General features: G+C 66.6%; 18 protein-coding genes and 2 pseudogenes. 8 read left to right on the top strand and 12 right to left on the bottom strand.

Annotated features, from left to right (window positions below):
* Positions 1-16: 16 nt before the first annotated feature.
* Both HVO_RS01415 and HVO_RS01410 read right to left on the bottom strand, forming a co-directional pair.
* Positions 17-1,498: an ABC transporter substrate-binding protein gene (locus HVO_RS01415; RefSeq protein WP_004041247.1), complete on the bottom strand. Its 1,482-nt coding sequence runs from the start codon at positions 1,496-1,498 to the stop codon at positions 17-19.
* Between the two features lie 131 nt (positions 1,499-1,629).
* Positions 1,630-2,307 (bottom strand): glycerophosphodiester phosphodiesterase, encoded by a 678-nt coding sequence (locus tag HVO_RS01410; protein WP_004041248.1) that lies wholly within the window; start codon positions 2,305-2,307, stop codon positions 1,630-1,632.
* A 114-nt stretch (positions 2,308-2,421) separates the two neighbouring features.
* On the opposite strand from HVO_RS01410, the gene HVO_RS01405 reads away from it, so the two are divergent.
* Positions 2,422-3,186, top strand: coding sequence for an inositol monophosphatase family protein (locus HVO_RS01405; RefSeq protein WP_004041249.1), 765 nt, complete (start codon positions 2,422-2,424; stop codon positions 3,184-3,186).
* Positions 3,187-3,308: 122 nt separating this feature from the next.
* Here HVO_RS01405 and bioB read toward each other — a convergent pair whose 3' ends face one another.
* Positions 3,309-4,367 (bottom strand): biotin synthase BioB, encoded by a 1,059-nt coding sequence (gene bioB / locus HVO_RS01400; RefSeq protein ID WP_004041250.1) that lies wholly within the window; start codon positions 4,365-4,367, stop codon positions 3,309-3,311.
* A gap of 141 nt (positions 4,368-4,508) precedes the next feature.
* Complete coding sequence (locus tag HVO_RS01395; protein WP_004041251.1) at positions 4,509-4,706, bottom strand: hypothetical protein; 198 nt, start codon at positions 4,704-4,706, stop codon at positions 4,509-4,511.
* A 149-nt stretch (positions 4,707-4,855) separates the two neighbouring features.
* Between HVO_RS01395 and HVO_RS01390 the strand changes: the two genes are divergently transcribed.
* Both HVO_RS01390 and HVO_RS01385 read left to right on the top strand, forming a co-directional pair.
* Complete coding sequence (locus tag HVO_RS01390) at positions 4,856-5,374, top strand: TRAM domain-containing protein (protein WP_004041252.1); 519 nt, start codon at positions 4,856-4,858, stop codon at positions 5,372-5,374.
* Between the two features lie 93 nt (positions 5,375-5,467).
* Positions 5,468-5,908 (top strand): hypothetical protein, encoded by a 441-nt coding sequence (locus tag HVO_RS01385; protein ID WP_004041253.1) that lies wholly within the window; start codon positions 5,468-5,470, stop codon positions 5,906-5,908.
* Between the two features lie 141 nt (positions 5,909-6,049).
* On the opposite strand, the gene HVO_RS01380 is transcribed toward HVO_RS01385, so the two are convergent.
* The 4 genes from HVO_RS01380 to HVO_RS01365 all read right to left on the bottom strand — a co-directional run bounded on the left by HVO_RS01380 (position 6,050) and on the right by HVO_RS01365 (position 9,794).
* Entirely contained in the window at positions 6,050-7,084 is a 1,035-nt protein-coding gene (locus tag HVO_RS01380) for a transcription initiation factor IIB (protein ID WP_004041254.1), read from the bottom strand.
* A 170-nt stretch (positions 7,085-7,254) separates the two neighbouring features.
* On the bottom strand, positions 7,255-7,557 hold the full coding sequence (gene yciH / locus HVO_RS01375; RefSeq protein ID WP_004041255.1) for a stress response translation initiation inhibitor YciH: 303 nt from the start codon (positions 7,555-7,557) through the stop codon (positions 7,255-7,257).
* A gap of 99 nt (positions 7,558-7,656) precedes the next feature.
* On the bottom strand, positions 7,657-8,430 hold the full coding sequence (locus tag HVO_RS01370) for a helix-turn-helix domain-containing protein (protein ID WP_004041256.1): 774 nt from the start codon (positions 8,428-8,430) through the stop codon (positions 7,657-7,659).
* 113 nt (positions 8,431-8,543) lie between these two features.
* Positions 8,544-9,794, bottom strand: coding sequence for a helix-turn-helix transcriptional regulator (locus tag HVO_RS01365; RefSeq protein ID WP_004041257.1), 1,251 nt, complete (start codon positions 9,792-9,794; stop codon positions 8,544-8,546).
* Between the two features lie 420 nt (positions 9,795-10,214).
* Here HVO_RS01365 and HVO_RS01360 point away from each other — a divergent pair.
* The 3 genes and pseudogenes from HVO_RS01360 to HVO_RS20730 all read left to right on the top strand — a co-directional run.
* Positions 10,215-10,406 (top strand): annotated as a pseudogene (locus tag HVO_RS01360) (hypothetical protein); the annotation flags it as partial.
* Between the two features lie 353 nt (positions 10,407-10,759).
* On the top strand, positions 10,760-11,377 hold the full coding sequence (locus HVO_RS01355) for a class I SAM-dependent methyltransferase (RefSeq protein WP_004041259.1): 618 nt from the start codon (positions 10,760-10,762) through the stop codon (positions 11,375-11,377).
* 67 nt (positions 11,378-11,444) lie between these two features.
* The gene (locus HVO_RS20730) at positions 11,445-11,606 is read left to right on the top strand and encodes a hypothetical protein (protein ID WP_004041260.1); all 162 of its coding nucleotides are present in this window, start codon (positions 11,445-11,447) and stop codon (positions 11,604-11,606) included.
* 99 nt (positions 11,607-11,705) lie between these two features.
* Here the strand turns inward: HVO_RS20730 and HVO_RS01350 are convergent, their stop codons facing one another.
* Entirely contained in the window at positions 11,706-12,494 is a 789-nt protein-coding gene (locus tag HVO_RS01350) for a helix-turn-helix transcriptional regulator (protein ID WP_004041261.1), read from the bottom strand.
* 199 nt (positions 12,495-12,693) lie between these two features.
* Here HVO_RS01350 and HVO_RS01345 point away from each other — a divergent pair, with 199 nt between their 5' ends.
* On the top strand, positions 12,694-13,665 hold the full coding sequence (locus HVO_RS01345) for a DMT family transporter (protein ID WP_004041262.1): 972 nt from the start codon (positions 12,694-12,696) through the stop codon (positions 13,663-13,665).
* Between the two features lie 255 nt (positions 13,666-13,920).
* Here HVO_RS01345 and HVO_RS01340 read toward each other — a convergent pair whose 3' ends face one another.
* The 3 genes from HVO_RS01340 to HVO_RS01330 are packed head-to-tail and all read right to left on the bottom strand — an operon-like array spanning position 13,921 to position 16,445.
* On the bottom strand, positions 13,921-14,319 hold the full coding sequence (locus tag HVO_RS01340) for a hypothetical protein (protein ID WP_004041263.1): 399 nt from the start codon (positions 14,317-14,319) through the stop codon (positions 13,921-13,923).
* Positions 14,316-14,681 carry a hypothetical protein gene (locus HVO_RS01335; RefSeq protein WP_004041264.1) on the bottom strand — a complete coding sequence of 122 codons (366 nt, stop codon included), beginning with the start codon at positions 14,679-14,681 and terminating at the stop codon, positions 14,316-14,318. The genes HVO_RS01340 and HVO_RS01335 overlap by 4 nt, the downstream gene beginning before the upstream one ends.
* A 57-nt stretch (positions 14,682-14,738) precedes the next feature.
* Positions 14,739-16,445: a sensor histidine kinase gene (locus tag HVO_RS01330; RefSeq protein WP_004041265.1), complete on the bottom strand. Its 1,707-nt coding sequence runs from the start codon at positions 16,443-16,445 to the stop codon at positions 14,739-14,741.
* Between the two features lie 126 nt (positions 16,446-16,571).
* On the opposite strand from HVO_RS01330, the pseudogene HVO_RS21155 reads away from it, so the two are divergent.
* Positions 16,572-16,943, top strand: a pseudogene (locus HVO_RS21155) (response regulator); the annotation flags it as partial.
* Between the last annotated feature and the right edge of the window lie 73 nt (positions 16,944-17,016).

The following is a 17,016-nucleotide window of genomic DNA, read 5'->3' as shown; positions in this document are numbered from 1 at the left end:
AACGTGTCGGGGGAGCCTACTCGCTCCCGTCGAAGTTGCCGTTGTAGCCGGCGAGCGCCTCGCCGACCTGCGTGTCCATCCGCGACAGCCCCTCCTCGACGCCGAGTTGGTCGTTGATGATGCTGACCGATATCTCCTCGTTAATCGACCGGGTCTTGGGGAACACGCCCATCACCGCGCCGCGAGTCGCGGGCGTGTCTTCGGTGTCTTGTAGCTGGTCGAACGCCGTGCTGAAGTTGGGGTTGTTGTCGAACCAGCCGTCGTCCGTGAGCTGGTCGATGGAGCTCTGTCGGACCGGGAAGTAGCCGCTGTTGCGGTGCCAGCGCGCCTGCTGCTCGGTCTGGGTGACGTAGGCGATGAACTCTCCCGCGGCCTGCTTTTTCTCGTCGGAGAGGGCGTCGGGAACCCACAGCGACCCCCCGCCGATGACGACGCCGGTGTTCGCGCCGTCGGGCGTCGGCAGGTAGCCGGAGCCGAGTTCGAAGCCGTTCTCCTTCGCGCCGGACTGCATCGAGACGATGTTCGACGTGGAGTCCCACAGCATCGGCACCTTCTGGGTGAGGAACGCCTGTCGCGCTTCGCCCCACGCCTCGATGCCGGGGTTGAGATAGAGGCCGTCTTGGGCCATCCCCTTCCACCAGGAGTAGACGCTGCGGCCCGCCTCGGAGTTGAAGAACGTCTGGTCGGGTCGACCGTCGCGGCCGTTCTCTTGGTTCACGAGCACTTGGTCCTGTTTGGCGAACTGCTGTTCGACCTGCATCCAGGTGTGGTTCGGCCAGCTGATTCCGCTCTCCATGTCGGTCTGGTCGACGATGGTCTGTGCGGCCTGCCGGACCTCCGCGAGGCTCCGCGGCGGGGTTTCGGGGTCGAGGCCCGCCTCCTCGAACGCGGTCTTGTTGTAGAGCATGATGGTGTTCGAGGAGTTGAACGGCATCGAGTTCAGCGTCCCGTCCATGCGGTAGTAGTTCAAGACTGACGGCAGGAAGTCGTCGAAGTCGATTTCCTCTTCCGGCAGAATCTCCTCGACCGGCGTGAACGAGCCGCTGTCGAGCGCGAGTCGCGTCCCGACCTCGAATATCTGGACGATACCCGGCGGATCGCCGGCCCGCGACGCCTGCAACGACTGGTTGAGGTTCTGCCGGTAGCCGCCGTTGTTGACCGCCTCGATGGTGATTCCGTCGTTCTGCTGTGAGAACTCGGCGGCCATGTCTCCCAGCGTCTGGCCGAGTTCGCCGCCGAAGATGTGCCAAAACGAGACGGTCACGTCCTGCGCGCCGGATGTCCCCGCCGTCGTTCCCGACTGTTCGGTGCTCCCGCTTCCGCCCTCGGTCCCGGTCGGTGAGTCGCCCCCGCCGCCGGAACAGCCCGCGAGTCCCGCGACGCCGACGGCCCCCGCCGTCGCGAGGAATCCGCGCCGACTGGTTGTGCGTCCGATAGCTCGGTTCGTCGTTTCGGCTCGCTCGCCGATAGGGCCATTTTCAGGCATGTACTGGGACATATCCGAACACATAATTTAAATTTTCCTATTATTTGGAGTATAATTAGACATATGTTGTTCTCTGGTGTGGCTCGTACCGCTATGATTGGGGTATAAAAAGGCGGTCGACGGCCTCGGGCGTCGAGTCGGGTTCACGAGCACGCCTCCGGGGCGACGACATCCCATCGGTCGACGGTGAGGGCGTCCACGCCGAGCGACCGGAGGGTCGTCGCGGTCGCTTCGTCGTCGACGGTCCACGCGTCGACGAGCAGGCCGGCGTCGTGCGCGCGCTCCACGAGGTCCGAGGAGGTACACAGGCCGTGTTCGACGTGGACGAACTCACAGCCTCGTTCTGCCGCCCACGTCAACTCCGCGGACACGTCGTCGCGGAACGAGTAGCCGACCTCGGCCGGCGTCGGCGTCTCCAGCGCGATATCGACCGCTTCGCGCGACGGCGACGAGAAGACGACCCGCTCGTCGAGTCCCTCGACGGCCGCTAAGGCGTCTTCGACGAGGCCCGGGTCGCGGGTGTCGAGATTCATGCCGGTGCCCGCGGGCCACGCCTCGACCACCTGGTCGAACCGCGGAATCGTCGCCTCCGAGCCGTCGACGCGAAGCGCCGTGAGGTCGTCGACGGCGGTTTCGTCGAGTCGACCCGCGGCCGTCGTCAGCCGCGACAGGTCGTCGTCGTGAAACGCCACCAGCTCCCCGGAGCCACAGCGCATCACGTCCACCTCGACGAGGTCGACGTGGGGCGCGGACCCCTCGATTGCGGGAATCGTGTTCTCTGGATACTGGCCCGCACAGCCTCGATGCCCGATAGTGAGCATACGATACGTCATCGACAACTACTTATCAACCGTACTATGATGGCAACGTACTGAACAGATTACTATTGAGACAACATAGCAGTCACAATATACGAGCCCCGGCCACGTCGGTGCATGGTGAACGACCGCTACCTGTGGACCGCGATTCGGGCGGCCGAGGTCGCCGGCGACGAGTTACGGGCCCGGTTCGAGTCGAGTTCGCGCGAGCGGTTCCGCGACCGCCCGGCGGACGAAGCCGCCGAAGCGCGAATCACCGACGTGATAGCCGCCGCCTTCCCGGACGACAACGTCGTCTCCGAGGAGGGTTCCCCGGAGTTCCGCCCGAAGCCGCGCTGGGTCGTCGACCCGCTCGACGGCACGGTCAACTTCCACAACGGCGTGCCGCACTTCTCTGTCTCTATCATGTACGAGGGTGCGACGCGGCCCGACGTCGGCGTCGTCAACTACGTCCCGGCGGACCAGTTGTACGTCGCAATCGAGGGCGAAGGCGCGTTCGTCAACGGGCGGGAACTCTCGGTCTCGAACGCCGCCGAGCTGTCTGAGGCGCTCGTCGTGACCGGGTTCGACTCGCTGGCCCGAGCGAACGGCGACGGCGCGTACCTCGAAGCGCTCTGCGAGTCGACGCGAGGCGTTCGCCGGATGGGGTCGGCCGCCGCGGAGTTGGCGCTCGTCGCCGCCGGCCGCTTCGACGTGTACTTCGAGCAGAACCTCGATATGTGGGACACGAGGACCGGCCCGCTTCTCGTCCGCGAGGCCGGCGGCGAGGTGACGCACGTCGAGGCGATAGACGACGTGACCGGCGACACCGTCGTCGCGTCCAATCAGGCGCTCCACCGGCAGGTCATCTCGCTCATGTCCCGGCACAGCGCGCTCGGGTGATGTGGCGCGTCTCGGGCGGCGGTTCGGTGGTTCGGCGGTTCGGTGGTTCGGCGGTTCGGTGGTTCGGCGGTTCGGTGGTTCGGCGGTTCGGCTGTTCGACGGCTCGGCGGTTCGTCAGCCCCTCAGCCGTCTCTCGCTTCTCGGCGCTTGACGGCGTCCACGTCGAAGTCGTTGACCGCGCGGTTCGGTTCGAGGCCCGCCCGCTCGACGACCTCGATGTCGGCCGCCGGCGACTGGCCGTCGGTCGTCAGGTAGTCGCCGGTGAGGACGCCGTCCGCGCCGGCCTCGAACGGCAGGTGTTGCTCGTCGGGCGCGAGATTCACTTCCCGCCCGCCGGTCAAACGGACGCGCGCGTCGGGGTGGAGCAGTCGGTAGACTGCGACGGTCTTGACGAGTTCCGTCGTCGTGATGTCGGCGTGGTCGGCGTCGCCGAGCGGCGTGCCGGGGACGGGGTTGAGCACGTTCACCGGGAGCGACTCGACGCCGATTTTCTGGAGTTCGAGAGCGGCGTCGACCCGGTCCGCCGGCGTCTCGCCCATCCCGAGGATGACACCGGCACAGAGGTCCATCCCGGCGTCTTTCGCCCGCCGGAGCGTCACGAGTCGGTCCTCGAAGTCGTGGGTTCCGACCACCTCGTCGAAGTACCGCGGCGAGGTCTCGATGTTGTGGTTGTAGTGGTTCACGCCCTCGTCGGCGAGGATTCGCGCCTCCTCCTCGGTGAGCAGGCCGAGCGAGGCGTCGATTTCGACGCTCGTCTCGTCGCGGACGAGTCGAATCGCCTCCAGCACGTCCGCCCACTCGTCGGGTCGGCGCTCCTTCGAGACGCCCTTCTCGGCGACGACGATGCCGAACCGCTGTGCGCCGTCGCGTTCGGCGCGCCGCGCGGCGTCTAACACCGCTTCCGCCCCGAGAAAGCCGTGCGTCTCGATGCCGGTGTCGAAGTGCGCCGACTGCGCGCAGAAGCCGCAGTCCTCGGCGCAGTCGCCGGCCTTCGCGTTGACGATGGAACAGGCGTCGACGGTCCCGTCGGAGCGGACGGAGCGGACGTAGTCGGCACCCGCCGCGAGGGGCTCGACCGGCTGCGCGATGAGCGCGATCCCGTCGGTCCGGTCGAGTTCGTCGCCGTCGAGCACCCGCCACACCGCGTCGTCGACAGTCGGGTTCCCAGTCTCGTAAACCATACTCAATCACTCAGTTGACGAACTCAAAAATCCGTTGTCTCGTCGACATCCGTCTTCCCGACGAGAAATGCTCGCCCGTGTGTGGGACGGCCGACCCTTCGGGGGGCCGCCCGGCCACGTTCGCGCCCGCGGATGCGTCACTCACCGAGCGGCGTCGCTCGGCTCCACGGCCGTCTGCTCGTCGTCGGACTCCTGTATCGACTCGTACTTGCCGCGGTAGTACAGCCACCCGAAGACGAGCAGCGTCAGGGGAAAGAACACGAGGGCGACGAGCGCCGCCGGCGGAAACAGGACGAACAGCGCGAACGTCTGCCACGAAACGAGTGTGTCGCGTGCCATGCCCGATAGTTAGCATTGGGTTGACATGTGTCTTCGGGAATGATTCCGGTCGGGTCGAATCGGATTTCCGGGGATTCTATCGTGTCTCGGCGACCGAAACGGTAGTCACTTTCACCACCTTTTATTTTGTTTGAGTCGAAGTAGCGGTAGTGACTGATATCTCAGATTCTCTTCGGCTCCTTTTCGAGACGTCGGTCGAGCGAGACGGCGACCGTTACGTGGTGTCGATTCCGACCGAACTCGTCGAAAACGGGTCGATTTCGACGGAGGAACTGTACCGCGTCGCGCTGCTTTCGAGTCCGCACGCCGCGTCGGCGACCGAGGCCGCTGTCGAATCGGCGGCGGCGACGACGACGGAGACGACGGCGACGACGACCGCTGACGACCGCGACATCGATTCGGACCCCGCTCGGGAATCCGCCGCCGACACCGCGTCTGGACCCCGCGAAGCGCACTCTCAGCCGCGACAACCGCCCGTCGCGGAGGGCGACGTTCGGTCCGTCATCATCGACACGCTCGGTGACCAAGGCGACGGCATCGCGAAGGTCGAACGCGGCTTCGTCATCATCGTCCCCGGCACGGAACCCGGCGACCGCGTCGAGGTCGAAGTCACCGACGTGAAACAGACCGTCGCGTTCGCGGAACCGGTGGACGGCGCGAGCGTCTGACCCGCGGGTCCGAACGCCGGCTCTGCCCTCGTGGTTGGTATATTCCAAACGAGACCACATTAGGCTCGGAACCGTAGCCGCCGATACCATTCTATGTCCGAACGAACGTTCCGTCACGCCTCTACGCTATCCGACGATGCGCGAGCCGAGTCCCATCGAACGGACCGCCCGGCGTCCGAATCGGGCGATGACGCCGACATGGACGCCGCCGACGTGCAGGCGCGGTCGGCGCGCACGAATCGATGGTGTCCGACCATCCGGCAGGGAATCGCGCTGTGGGCGATTATCGCGGTCGGCTGGGCGGTCATCCCCGCAGACCATCCGATGCAGATTGCCGTCGCTATCAGCGGCGTGTACGCCTCGCTTCTCCTGCCGACGGCGCTCTACTTCGACTACCGGGAACGACGCGCCGAATCGAGCGCCGAGGGGAGAGTCCGCGAAACCGCGGGCGCACTCGCTGACCGCGTCCGCGACGCGCTGCCGGGTCGCGGCAGTTCGACTCGCGCGTCGTCGTCGTGTTCGTGCAACCGCTGACGGCGTGAGAACGGCGTCGCGTCGCCCGCGGTCGAACCCGCACAGTCTGAATGGGTCGAACGGGCCGAACAGTCCGAACGAGGCGTCTGAAAACGACGCGAATCGAAGAAAGAACCGTCTTCTCGCGCTCGAAACGTCCGCTTAGGCGGTCGACCCGACGGCCCTTTCGCCCGATTTCTGGGTCGCTTCGAGGAGTTCGCGGTAGCGGTTTCTGATGGTCACTTCGCTGATGTCGGTCACGTCGCTCACCTCGGACTGCGTCAGTTCCTCGTCGGCGAGGAGCGCGCCGGCGTAGATGGCCGCCGCCGCGAGTCCGACCGGGCTCTTGCCGCTGTGGATGCCCTGCCGCTTCGCGTTGTCGAGAAGCGACCGAGCGCGGCGCTCCACGTCGTCGCTCACGTCGAGTTCGGAGACGAACCGCGGGAGGTACTGCGCCGGGTCGGCCGGCTTCATGTCCAGCCCCAGTTCGCGGGAGACGTAGCGGTACGTCCGGGTGAGTTCCATCTTGTCGACGCGGGAGACGCGCCGCACCTCGTCGAGGGAGCGCGGGACGCCGGCCTGCCGAGCGGCGGCGTAGATTGCGGCGGTGGCGACGCCCTCTATGGAGCGGCCGGGCAGCAGGTCGTCGTCGAGCGCGCGGCGGTAGATGACCGAGGCGGTCTCGCGGACGGTGTCCGGAAGCCCGAGCGCCGAGCCCATCCGCTCGACCTCACCGAGCGCCTGCTTGAGGTTCCGCTCTTTGGAGTCGCGGGTGCGGAACCGCTCGTTCCACGTCCGGAGGCGCTGCATCTTCTGGCGCTGTCCCGTCGACAGGGAGTTGCCGTAGGCGTCTTTGTTCTGCCAGCCGATGTTAGTCGACAGCCCCTTGTCGTGCATCATCGTCGTCGTCGGCGACCCGACGCGGGATTTCTGGTCGCGCTCCGCGGCGTCGAACGCGCGCCACTCGGGGCCGCGGTCGATTTCGTCCTCGCGGAGGATTTCGCCCGTCTCGGGGTCGACCCACTCGCCGTGCTGCTCGTCGTAGACGAGGTCGGTCCGCTCCGCGACCGCCGCCTCGGCCGATTCGGTCTCGGCCTCGCCCTCGTCGCGCTCGTCGCCGGACTGTCGGGCTTCGGGTCCCGCCGCCGGTGCCGACTCGTCTCGCATCGAACGCCAGTCGACGTGTTTCGTGTCCATTGAGTACCTCTGTATTCCGGACCCAAGGTAATGGGATCTCGTTTGGAATATACCAACTGTGTTCGTTCCCGGAATACGCGACCGGGAGACATCGACCGCTCGCACGTCGGTTGCCGCGTCAGTTATCCGCCCTTTTCGGCCGCGAGAGCTATCGAATCACGATAACACGCTCAGCGCTCGACGCCGAATCCCTCGTCGCGGAGCGCGGCTTCGAGGCGCTCGCCGTGTTCGCCCTGCAGTTCGATGCGCCCGTCGGTCACGGTCCCGCCGACCGCGAGCCGTCGCTTCAACGTCGACGCGAGGGCGTCCAGTTCGTCGGCCGGGAGGTCGAGACCGTCGACCACCGTCACGGGCTTGCCGTACCGTCGGGTGTCGACGCGAATCGACGCGCGCTGGTCCGCCCGCGCGAGGTCGTCGCCGATTCCGAGGTCGTCCGGCAGGCCGGTGATGTCGCTGAAAGTGTCTTTTCCCACGCATCTACGTACGCGTCCGCGGCGTATCAGGGTGTGGTTGGAATGTTCCAACCGTTCTGCGGCCGTCTCTCGTCGAGCGTCCGGCCCGGGAGTCGCCGGTCAGGCGCTCGCTTCGAGCTGTTCGGGGTCGACGCGGTCTTCGACTTCGGTGCCGAGCGTGCCGGTGACGAACTGCCGGGCCAGCCACGCCTCGGCGCGGGTCAGGCGATACTGGAGCGTCGAGTTCGGGATGTCGAGTTCCTCCGAGATTTCTTGGACGGTGTGCTGGCGCGGCGTCTCGTAGTAGCCGAACTCGACGGCGGCTTCGAGCGCGGCCTGCTGTTCCGGCGGGAGGCCGTCGGCGGAGACGCTCTCTTCGAGCCAGCACTCGGGTTCGCTGATGCGCTGGACGCTCAGCGAGAGGCCGTCGCTGAGGCTGTCTTTGACCTCCTCGTAAATCTCGCTCACCGTGTCGTCGTCGGAGATGAGCAGTCGCCACTGGTTCTGTGCCCCCCGGCGTTCGGCCTGCATCAGGAGGCCGTCGCCGATGTGCTTCGCGGCGACGTGGGGAATCGACTGAATCCCGTCGCCCTCCTCGCGGCAGGAGTAGACGATGCGCCCGTTTGGCGTCTCCGACAGCACCTCGTACTCCCACTCGACGACCGGCGCGCCGCACATCCCGAGGACGCCGTTGCACCGGGTGGCCTGCTCGATGACCTCGTCGAACGCTTCGAGCGCCTCCGTCGGCCCGGTGAGGCGGTCGAGTCGCCACATCGACTCGCTCGTGGCGTGTATCGCCATGGTCTTGGAGTGTAAATCCGGGTTCTCGATGAACAGGTCCATCACCTCGTCGGCACCCCGCTCGTACTCGACGGTGAAGACGAATTCTCGCATGAGTCTTCCCTAGTTCCCCGAGGCCTATATTCTTGGTTGGTATGTTCCAACTCCGTCCGCGGTTCGGGATTCCAACTCTCGGGGCGGGTCGTCCCGGCCGCCGCGTCGCCCGCTCAGGACTCGTCGAACGGCGACCGGGCGTGTTCGGGAACGCTCTCCGGGCGGGCGATGAGGTTCTCTCGGCCGAGATTTATCTTCGCGACGGTTCCCTCGTCGGCCATCCGCGAGAGGACGCGACTCACCTTCGATTTCGACCACTCCGTTCCCTCGACGACTTTCGACTGCCGGAGTTGGCCGCCGTTGTCGTCGAGGAGCCTGAGGACGCGCGTCTCGTCGTCGAGGAGTTCCTCGGCGGCGGGGGAGCCGTCGGCGGGGGAACTGTTGGCGGCCGACTGCGCACGCGCCGCACTGTCGCCTCCGCCAGTCTGGACCGCGTCCGCCGACGCTCCGTCGCCTCGGCCGTCGACATGGTCGGCCGCGCGGGCGCGAACGTCGGACAGCCTCGCTCGCGCGTCGCTGTCGCGGACTCGCACGCCGACGACGAGCAGGGCGACCGCGATGGCCGCGACCGCGAGGACGAGCAGCCAGCCCTCGCCGCCGAGTTCCAGCGACCCGACGACCGCCCCCGGCGCGGCGTTCGGGTCAGTCCCCGCTTCGACCTCAGCACCGTCGCCTCGGCCGTCGCCGTCGGTGTCGGTCTCGGTCGAGTTGCTCCCCTGCTCGTTGATTTCGACGCCGTCGCTGAGGTCGTCGCCGTCGGTGTCCGTGCTCGTCGGGTCGGTCTCGTAGCGGTTGACCTCCTCGCCGTCGGGTACGCCGTCGGTGTCGGTGTCGGTGTCGGTGACGAGCACGTCCGTGCCGCGGTCGAGTTCGTCCCGGTTGCCGAGGTTGTCGCCGTCGGCGTCGCCGGCCGGCGCGAGTACCGTGACACCGCGACTCGCCTGCGCGACCGGCTCGCCGCCGTCGCCGGGTCTGACGACCGCTGTCACGGTGCGGTCGCCGGTCGCGTTCGCCGGCCACGTTGCGAACTCGAAGCCGACGCGCCGTTCGTCGGTCGGGTTCGCTCCCGCGCTTCCGAGCGGTTCGCATCCCAACAGCATCGTCGAGCCGTCGTCGCGGTCGGTCTGCAAGCAGACCTCGGTGCCGTTGCCGTCTCCCGCGACGGTCACCGAAACCGTCGAGGGTTGCCACGAGGCGACGTACGGCCGGCCGTTCTCGGTCGGGACGACGCCCGGGCCGCCGTGGTCGACCGCACGCACTTCGACGCCATCCGCGGCGACGACGACCGGCGAGACGGCGACCGCGACGACGAGTAACGCCGCGACGAGCGTCCATCCGACCCCCGAGACGCGTTTGACTGGCATGTGTCTGTTCTTTATCTGTCGACTCTGCTAGTGTATAATGTTTTGTTTATCTGTTTATTGAACATTTTTACAACTGTTCGGACAGTCAATTTGGTCTGAATATTTTCAAATACTGTATTTTCTCCCGGTCCGGGGCGTCGGTATCGACAGTCGCCACCGGGGTTCACAGGAGGGTCTATCGCTCCCCGATGTCGTTCGTCGCCGTCCGCGACCGCTCGCCGTCGCCTCTCGCCGGGTCGCTCCGCAGCGACGAGACAATCGCCGTACTGGGCCGCCCTCATCGGCCCTCGGTTGGCTGGCGAACGTTCCGTTAATCCGACTGAAACGGTCGAAACAGTCACTCGAAACGGTTGTTCAAAGGGGGAACGGTCGGGACGACTCTCCCCCATTATCATCCGCCGAGCGAGACTGCTGACTGCGATGCGCGAAACGCTCACTCGACGGCAGTTCGGTGTCGGCGTCGCGGTAGCGACCGTCGCACTCGCCGGCTGTACGGACACGGGCGGTGGTGATGGTCCCGTGAACGGTACGAACGGCACGGACGGCGAACCCGCGGTCGGCGGTACCGAGACGACAGCCGAGACCGGTGGTGTCGGGACGACGACCGAGGACTCGGCGTAACGACCGCGGTCGACGACCCGGTGGCGCACGCGCCGCGAGCGAGGCACGGCACGCTCGACTGGTACACCCGACTGCTCGTGCCCGCGGCGGCGCTCACCCCTCCAGCCCCCCACGACACACTCGCTCCCTGTCCCTTCGCGGGACAGCCGAATCCCCCCTGACGCACCCTTCACGTTCGGTCCCCTTGACGCACACCTCCCCGACGTGCCCTCCAGCACGCACCCTCTGTGCCCTCCAGCGCACCCGACTGACGTGCAGTCACCGACTTTTCGGACCCCAATCGCGTTCCGTCCCGGTGGCGCACACTCCGCGGAACATTTACCCGCCCGCTCGCTACTCGGGGTATGGACGCAGACGACAACCACCGCGGATGGGCCGAGCGTTCCGGCGACTTCTCGCCGGAGTACTACGCCCAAATCGGCCCGAACGAGGTCAGCGAGACGCTCGCGACCGTGTTCGAGCACTACGCGGCGGAGGACGCGTCGATTCTCGAACTCGGATGTAGCTCCGGTCGCCACCTCGCGCACCTCCACGACCGCGGCTACGAGGACATCACCGGCATCGACATCAACGACGACTCCTTCGAGGTGATGGCCGAGTACTTCCCCGAACTCGTCGATACCGGCACGTTCCTCACCGGCGCAATCGAGGACCTGCTCCCCGACTTCCCCGACGACAAGTTCGACGTCATCTACTCCGTCGAGACGCTCCAGCACGTCCACCCCGACGACACGTGGGTGTTCGAGGAAATCGCCCGCGTCTCCTCGGACCTCGTGATAACCGCCGAAAACGAGGGCAACGGCCCGACGCGCGGGCGCTCCGGCTCCGAGGTGAGCTACGTCAACGACGACTTCCCGCTGTATCACCGCAACTGGAAGGACGAGTTCTCCGAGTTCGGCCTCGCCCAACTGCTCTGCGAACCGGGCAAGCGCGACACGGTTCGCGTCTTCCGGGTTCTCTGACGCCCCGCGCTCGGCTGCCACACTCGCAACTTGTTTCAATGAAGCCGGCGAACAGGGCGTGCTGACCATGTACACGATGTCCAGCGACGACTTCAGCGTTCATCAACAGGACTGCGACGAGGCCGGGTCCGGGATTCCCATCACCAGCCTCCCGGACGAAGTCACCTCTCTGGACGACCTGCCGTGTTCCTGCTGGGACGAGGTCGACTCGTTCGACGAACTCGACTGACGGGTGGGACGAGGGCATCTGCTGGCATCTCGCAGGCCGCCGATATGTCTCGTGAGTCGGTTGACGGGGCGACGACGCGGTCGGTCGTGATACCCGCTTTCAGAGTCGGTCGAGGTCGAGCGGTTCCGCCGCCTCCCAGTAGCGCTCGAACAGCTCGTCGGCCCACGTGAGCACCTCCGGTTCGGTCACGTCGATAGAGGCTTGGAGGATGCCGCTGTCGTCGCGGAGGAACAGGTGGACCGTCGAGTCTGCGATGGTCGCCGCCATCGGAATCGGCTCGTCGGTGATGCGGACGGCGGCCGCGTCGGCGTCGAGGAGGTCGCGGAGCTGTTCGCGCAGTTGGGAGTCGTGGGCGAGCGCGTCGATGGCGTCCGACGAGAAGACGCCTTCGAACCGCTGGTCGCCGGCGGCGGTCCGCTCCCTGACGATGTCGAGGTTCTGCTCGTTGAACGCGTAGGAGAAGATGCGCACGTCTTCGGCCTCGCTCAGGAGGGACACGGCGCGCTTGACGGGGGCGTTCGGCCGGACCTGACTCGGCGTGGTAATCGTCGCCTCGGTCAGGTGTTCGAGGTCGAACGTGATGGCGTCGGTCGGGAGCCACTCGACGACCGGCCGGAGTTTGGCGTCGGTGTCGAGGATGTCGACGAGGTCGTCGAAGCCCCGCGAGACGAGTTCGCCCGTCACCGTCGCCCGGTACGCGCCGTCCTCGCGGACGAGCCACGACCGGTCTTCGAAGTCGCTGAGAATCCGCCCCATCGTCGGCTGCGACGCCCCGGTTCGCTCGACGAGTTCGCGTCTGGAGTGCGGCCGCTCGGCGAGGTATCTGAGCGCGTCGACGCGGTTCTGCGAGAGCGCGAGGAATTCGATTTCGTCTAATGCCGACTCCATGCGGCGACGTTGTGCGCGCTCGATTAAACTTCTTTCGCGTCTCGAAATCATTTCACACCATGAATCATGCTCGACCGCCGCGGACTTTTCTTGCCGTGAATTGATTTCTGAATCAAACTATACGCGGGGGAGTCGTACGTGTATCCAAGATGCGTTCACTTCACTCTGCGTTCGGTCTCTCGCTCGGAGGTGTGGGACGGTGACGGCGACGCGCCGGCGGCTCGTCCTGTTCGTGCTGACGGCGTTCTTCTTCGGCGGGACGTTCGTCGCCGCGAAGGCGGGTCTCGACTACCTGCCGCCGCTTTTGTTCGTCGCGCTCCGGTTCGACATCGCGGCGGTGCTGCTCGTCGGCTACGTCGTCGCCACCCGCTCCCGCGCCGAACTGCTCCCGCGGTCGGTCCGCGACGTGGTCGGCATCCTCGCCACCGGCGTGTTCGTCATCGGCCTCGCCAACGCCCTCCTGTTCGTGGGGCAGGAGCACGTCTCCAGCGGCGTCGGGTCGATTATCTTCAGCCTCAACCCGATTCTGACGCCCGTGTTCGCCATGGCGCTTCTCGCGGATGAGCGCCTCTCCACCCGGGGCGTGCTCGGGATGCTCATCGGCCTGCTCGGCGTCGGCCTCGTCGTCGGCGTCGACCCCGCGAACCTGCTCGACGGCGAGGCGCTCTGGAAGGGCGTCGTCTTCCTCGGCGCGGTCAGCGGCGCGCTCGGGACCGTGCTCATCCGCTGGGCCGACACGTCGCTTTCGAGCACCGTCCGCACGGCGTGGGCGCTCCCCGTCAGCGCGGCGCTCACCCACGGCATGAGCGTCGCTTCCGGCGAGTCGCTCGCCGCGGCTACGTGGTCTCCGACGGCGCTCGTCGCGCTCGCCTACGTCGGCGTCTTCGCCGGCGCGGTGGCCTACCTCACCTACTTCGGCTTCCTCGACGACGTGGGGCCGATTCGCGGCAACCTCGTCTTCTACGCCGTGCCCATCGTCGCGACGCTCGGGGGGACGGCGCTCCTCGGCGAGTCGATTTCGACGCTCACCGTCGTCGGCTTCGCGACTATCTTCACCGGCTTCGCCGTCCTCGCGACGGAGTCGCTCCGCGGTACGGTCGTCCGCGTCTACGACGAACTCGGGTCCCGCGTGGCTGGTCTCGCCGGGGGCGCGGCTCCGGGACGCGACTGAGTCGCAGGCCGGTCGCTCGCTGAACGACGATGACCGGGTAGAAATGTAGGGGCGGACCATCGGGCGGCAGTCCGAGGGGGCAGGGTCGGAGTACCGTTGGCACGGGATGGGCCGCCTGTCTGTGCAGATATGTCACCTGTCCGCCGACCAGACAGCGTCGTGCGGACATGTGGAAATTGCCAGCTCCCTAAGTAGTCTTTTTGGCCGACGCCTCGAAAACCAGCGGACTGCGACGTGGTCCTTCCGATTTTCGCACTATCTATCGGAGAGCGCGACCGCCCCGAGCGCGGCAATCAGACAGCAGTTCCCGACGTCGACGAGGAACAACGCGTTCCAACCGGACGGGTCGACGACGAGGAGCGCCGCGAACGCCGCGATACCGAGGGCGAACAGGAGGACACCGAGATAGCGGTCGTACCGCGGGTCGTAATCGATTTCGGCCAGACGCAGGAGCGGTCCCGGTTCGGGCGACTCGTCGCTCCGAGCGTCGCGGACTTTCCCGCGGAGATGCAGGAGCACCATGCCCGTCGCAACGGTCCAGACGACGCCGGCCGCGAGGTTGACCTGCGGGCCACCGAAGGCAACGGCAAGTCCCACGAAGACCGACGTGGCGGCTATCGCCCCTGAAACGGCGGTCTCGCTCGGTCCCGTCATTCGAAATCCAACCGGAGATAGCTCGTTCCGTGCCGGTAGTTGTACGCCTCGACCACGACGCCGAATGCCGAAAGAACCGCGAGAACGGCCCACAGGAGATTCGACAGCGCGCCGCTGACGTATCCGCCGGCGAACAGGAACGTCGTGTACACCGCGGAAGCGAGCGGGAAGGCGGGGTGTTCACGGACGGTATCGACCGCACCGGCCGCCATGTAGACGAGCGTGAGCAGACCCATGGCGGCGAACACTGGGCCGACCGGCTCGTCGGTGAGCGTCGCCAGACCGACGAGGACGGCGGCGACGGCCGCGAGCACGGCCACTCGCCACCGGCTGACGCCGGCGGGCAGAACGGTGGAGGGCATCGCCTTCCTATCGACGTGCTGACTTTTTGAGTGTTTGGGCGCGCGGTCGTCCCGCTCTCAGGCCTTCCGCAGGCGGACGACGAAGACCGCGCCGCGGGGCTCGTTGTCCTCGACCCACACGTCGCCGCCGTAGCCGCTGACGATGGTGTCGACGAGGTAGAGGCCGAGGCCGGTGCCGGGGCTTTCGAGCCCCTTTTCGCCGCGGCCGAACACCACCTCTTTTCGGTCGTCGGGGATGCCCGGTCCGTTGTCGGCGATGCGGACGAGCGCGTCGTCGTCGCGGACCTCGACCGACACGTCGATTTCGGCCCGGTCGGCGTCGTTGTGCCGCACCGCGTTCGTGAGGAGGTTGCGGAAGACGGTCCCCAGCATGTCGTCGGCGACGACGGTCACGTCCGGCGGCTCGCCGGGGAGCGAGACCGCGGCCTCGGACGTTCCGTCGCGAACCGCGCTCGCCTCGGCCCACAGCGGTCCGGCGAGCGTCGTCGGCCGGTTCGTCTCCTCGTCGTCGAGCATCGTCGCCATGAGGTTCCGGACGTTCACCGTGAGTTCGGTGGCGTGCTCGCCGTTCCTGATTATCGTGTCGAGGCGCTCGCGCAGCGCCTCGTCGTCGACCGACTCCTCGACCAGTTGCGCGTTGCCGAGGATGACGGCCATGTCGTTTCGGATGTCGTGGCGGACGATCTGATTGAGGAGCGTGAGCTTCTCGTTTTGGGAGAGAATCGTCTGTTTCTGGCGGTGTAACTCGGTCACGTCGCGGAGGACGATGACCCACCCGACGGTCTGGTCGCCCCGTTCGAGTCGCTGGGAGCGGGCGCTGAGATACACCGCTTCGCCGCCCTCTCGGGTGGTTTCGATGCTGTCGTTTTGTTCCGTCGTCAGGTCGAGGTCCGGCGAGACCGCGGTGACCGGGTCGCCGACGGCCGCGCCGAAGCGCTCTAAGAGCGCCGCACCGCGGGTGTTGACGTGGACGATTCGCTTGTCCGCGTCGAGGACGAACACGCCGTCGGGCGACTCCTCCATCGCGGTCGTGTAGGCGATGGGCGGCAAGTCGAGAAACCGGTAGCGAAAGAGCGCGATGCCGATGGCCGCGGAGGTGACTGCGGCCGAGGTCGGAACGAGGTTCACGCCGTCGCTGTTGAACGGCGGGATCCCGAGCGAACTGCACGCGACGAAGACGAACGGGGCGGCGAGACCGACGCTCACCAACACCGCCTGCGGGATGTACGTTCGACCCAGTCGGGCCGCTTCGTAGAGGATGAGCACGATAGCCAGCACGGAGAGCACCGCGTTGTAGAGCAACTGCAACACGACGTGACCGAGACCGACGTCGACCCGCAGGACGACGAGACCGTTCGTCTCGACGAGGCGCGTCGCCTCGATGGCGAGGCCGTTCGGATTCGCAAACAGGACCGCCAGAAAGACGGCCGGCACGGTCATGACCGCCGCGACCAGTCCGGGCGTGATTCGGCTGATCCGGTCGGTGTGGAGGAGCGTAAAGAGGAACGCGAGCGCGCCGAGCGGCGCGACGCCGAAGTAGAGAAACCGGTAGAAAAGCAGCTTCAGCGCCGGGTCGGTCTGCAGGAGTTTGAGCGCCGCAAACCCGGTCCAGAGGGCGAGTCCGACGTTCACGGCGAAGAAGGTAACGAGCTCGGACGACTGCCCGTGGGCCTGCATGTGCCGGAGGCTGTACGCCCCGAGTAGGACCGCGGTACTCATCGCAAAGAGGGTCGGAAGGACCAAAACGGTGTACTGCCAGTCCATCTCTCACCGGGCCCGACCGCTGCTCGCGTCCATCGGTGCGTGTTCTGTGCCCGCTCTGGTATTTAGAGGTGTCTGTTTGCGAGCGATTATTCCCGTCGCTGTCGGCGCAAACCAAACGAACATTCCATGTTTCTCAGGCCGCCGCCCGGACCCGTCACCCGAACAGCTTATGCCGGTCGATGTGCCACGGACGGCCGAACCGCCGTGACCGAGACGACAGACGAGACGAGTGCGGACCCCGTCACGGTCCTCCTCGTCGACGATAACCGCGACTGGCTGGCGCTCGTCGTGCAGCGACTCCGCGAGGAGGCCCCCGACTTCGACGTTCGGGAGGCCAACAGTCCAGAGGGCGCACTCGACCGCCTCACCGACGACGTGGAGCGCGTCGTCAGCGACTACTACATGCCCGGTCGGACGGGCATCGAGCTGCTTTCCGAGGTCCGCGAGCACCGACCGGACATCCCGTTTCTCCTCTTTACCGGCGCTAGCAACGAGGGACTCGCCAGCAGCGCGCTGTCGGCCGGCGCGAACGACTACATCGTCAAGACGAGCTCGGAGACAGCGCCGCGGC

It is taken from the genome of Haloferax volcanii DS2, assembly GCF_000025685.1.
GTDB classification, from domain to species: domain Archaea; phylum Halobacteriota; class Halobacteria; order Halobacteriales; family Haloferacaceae; genus Haloferax; species Haloferax volcanii.
This window is presented reverse-complemented; position numbering and strand designations above follow the sequence as displayed.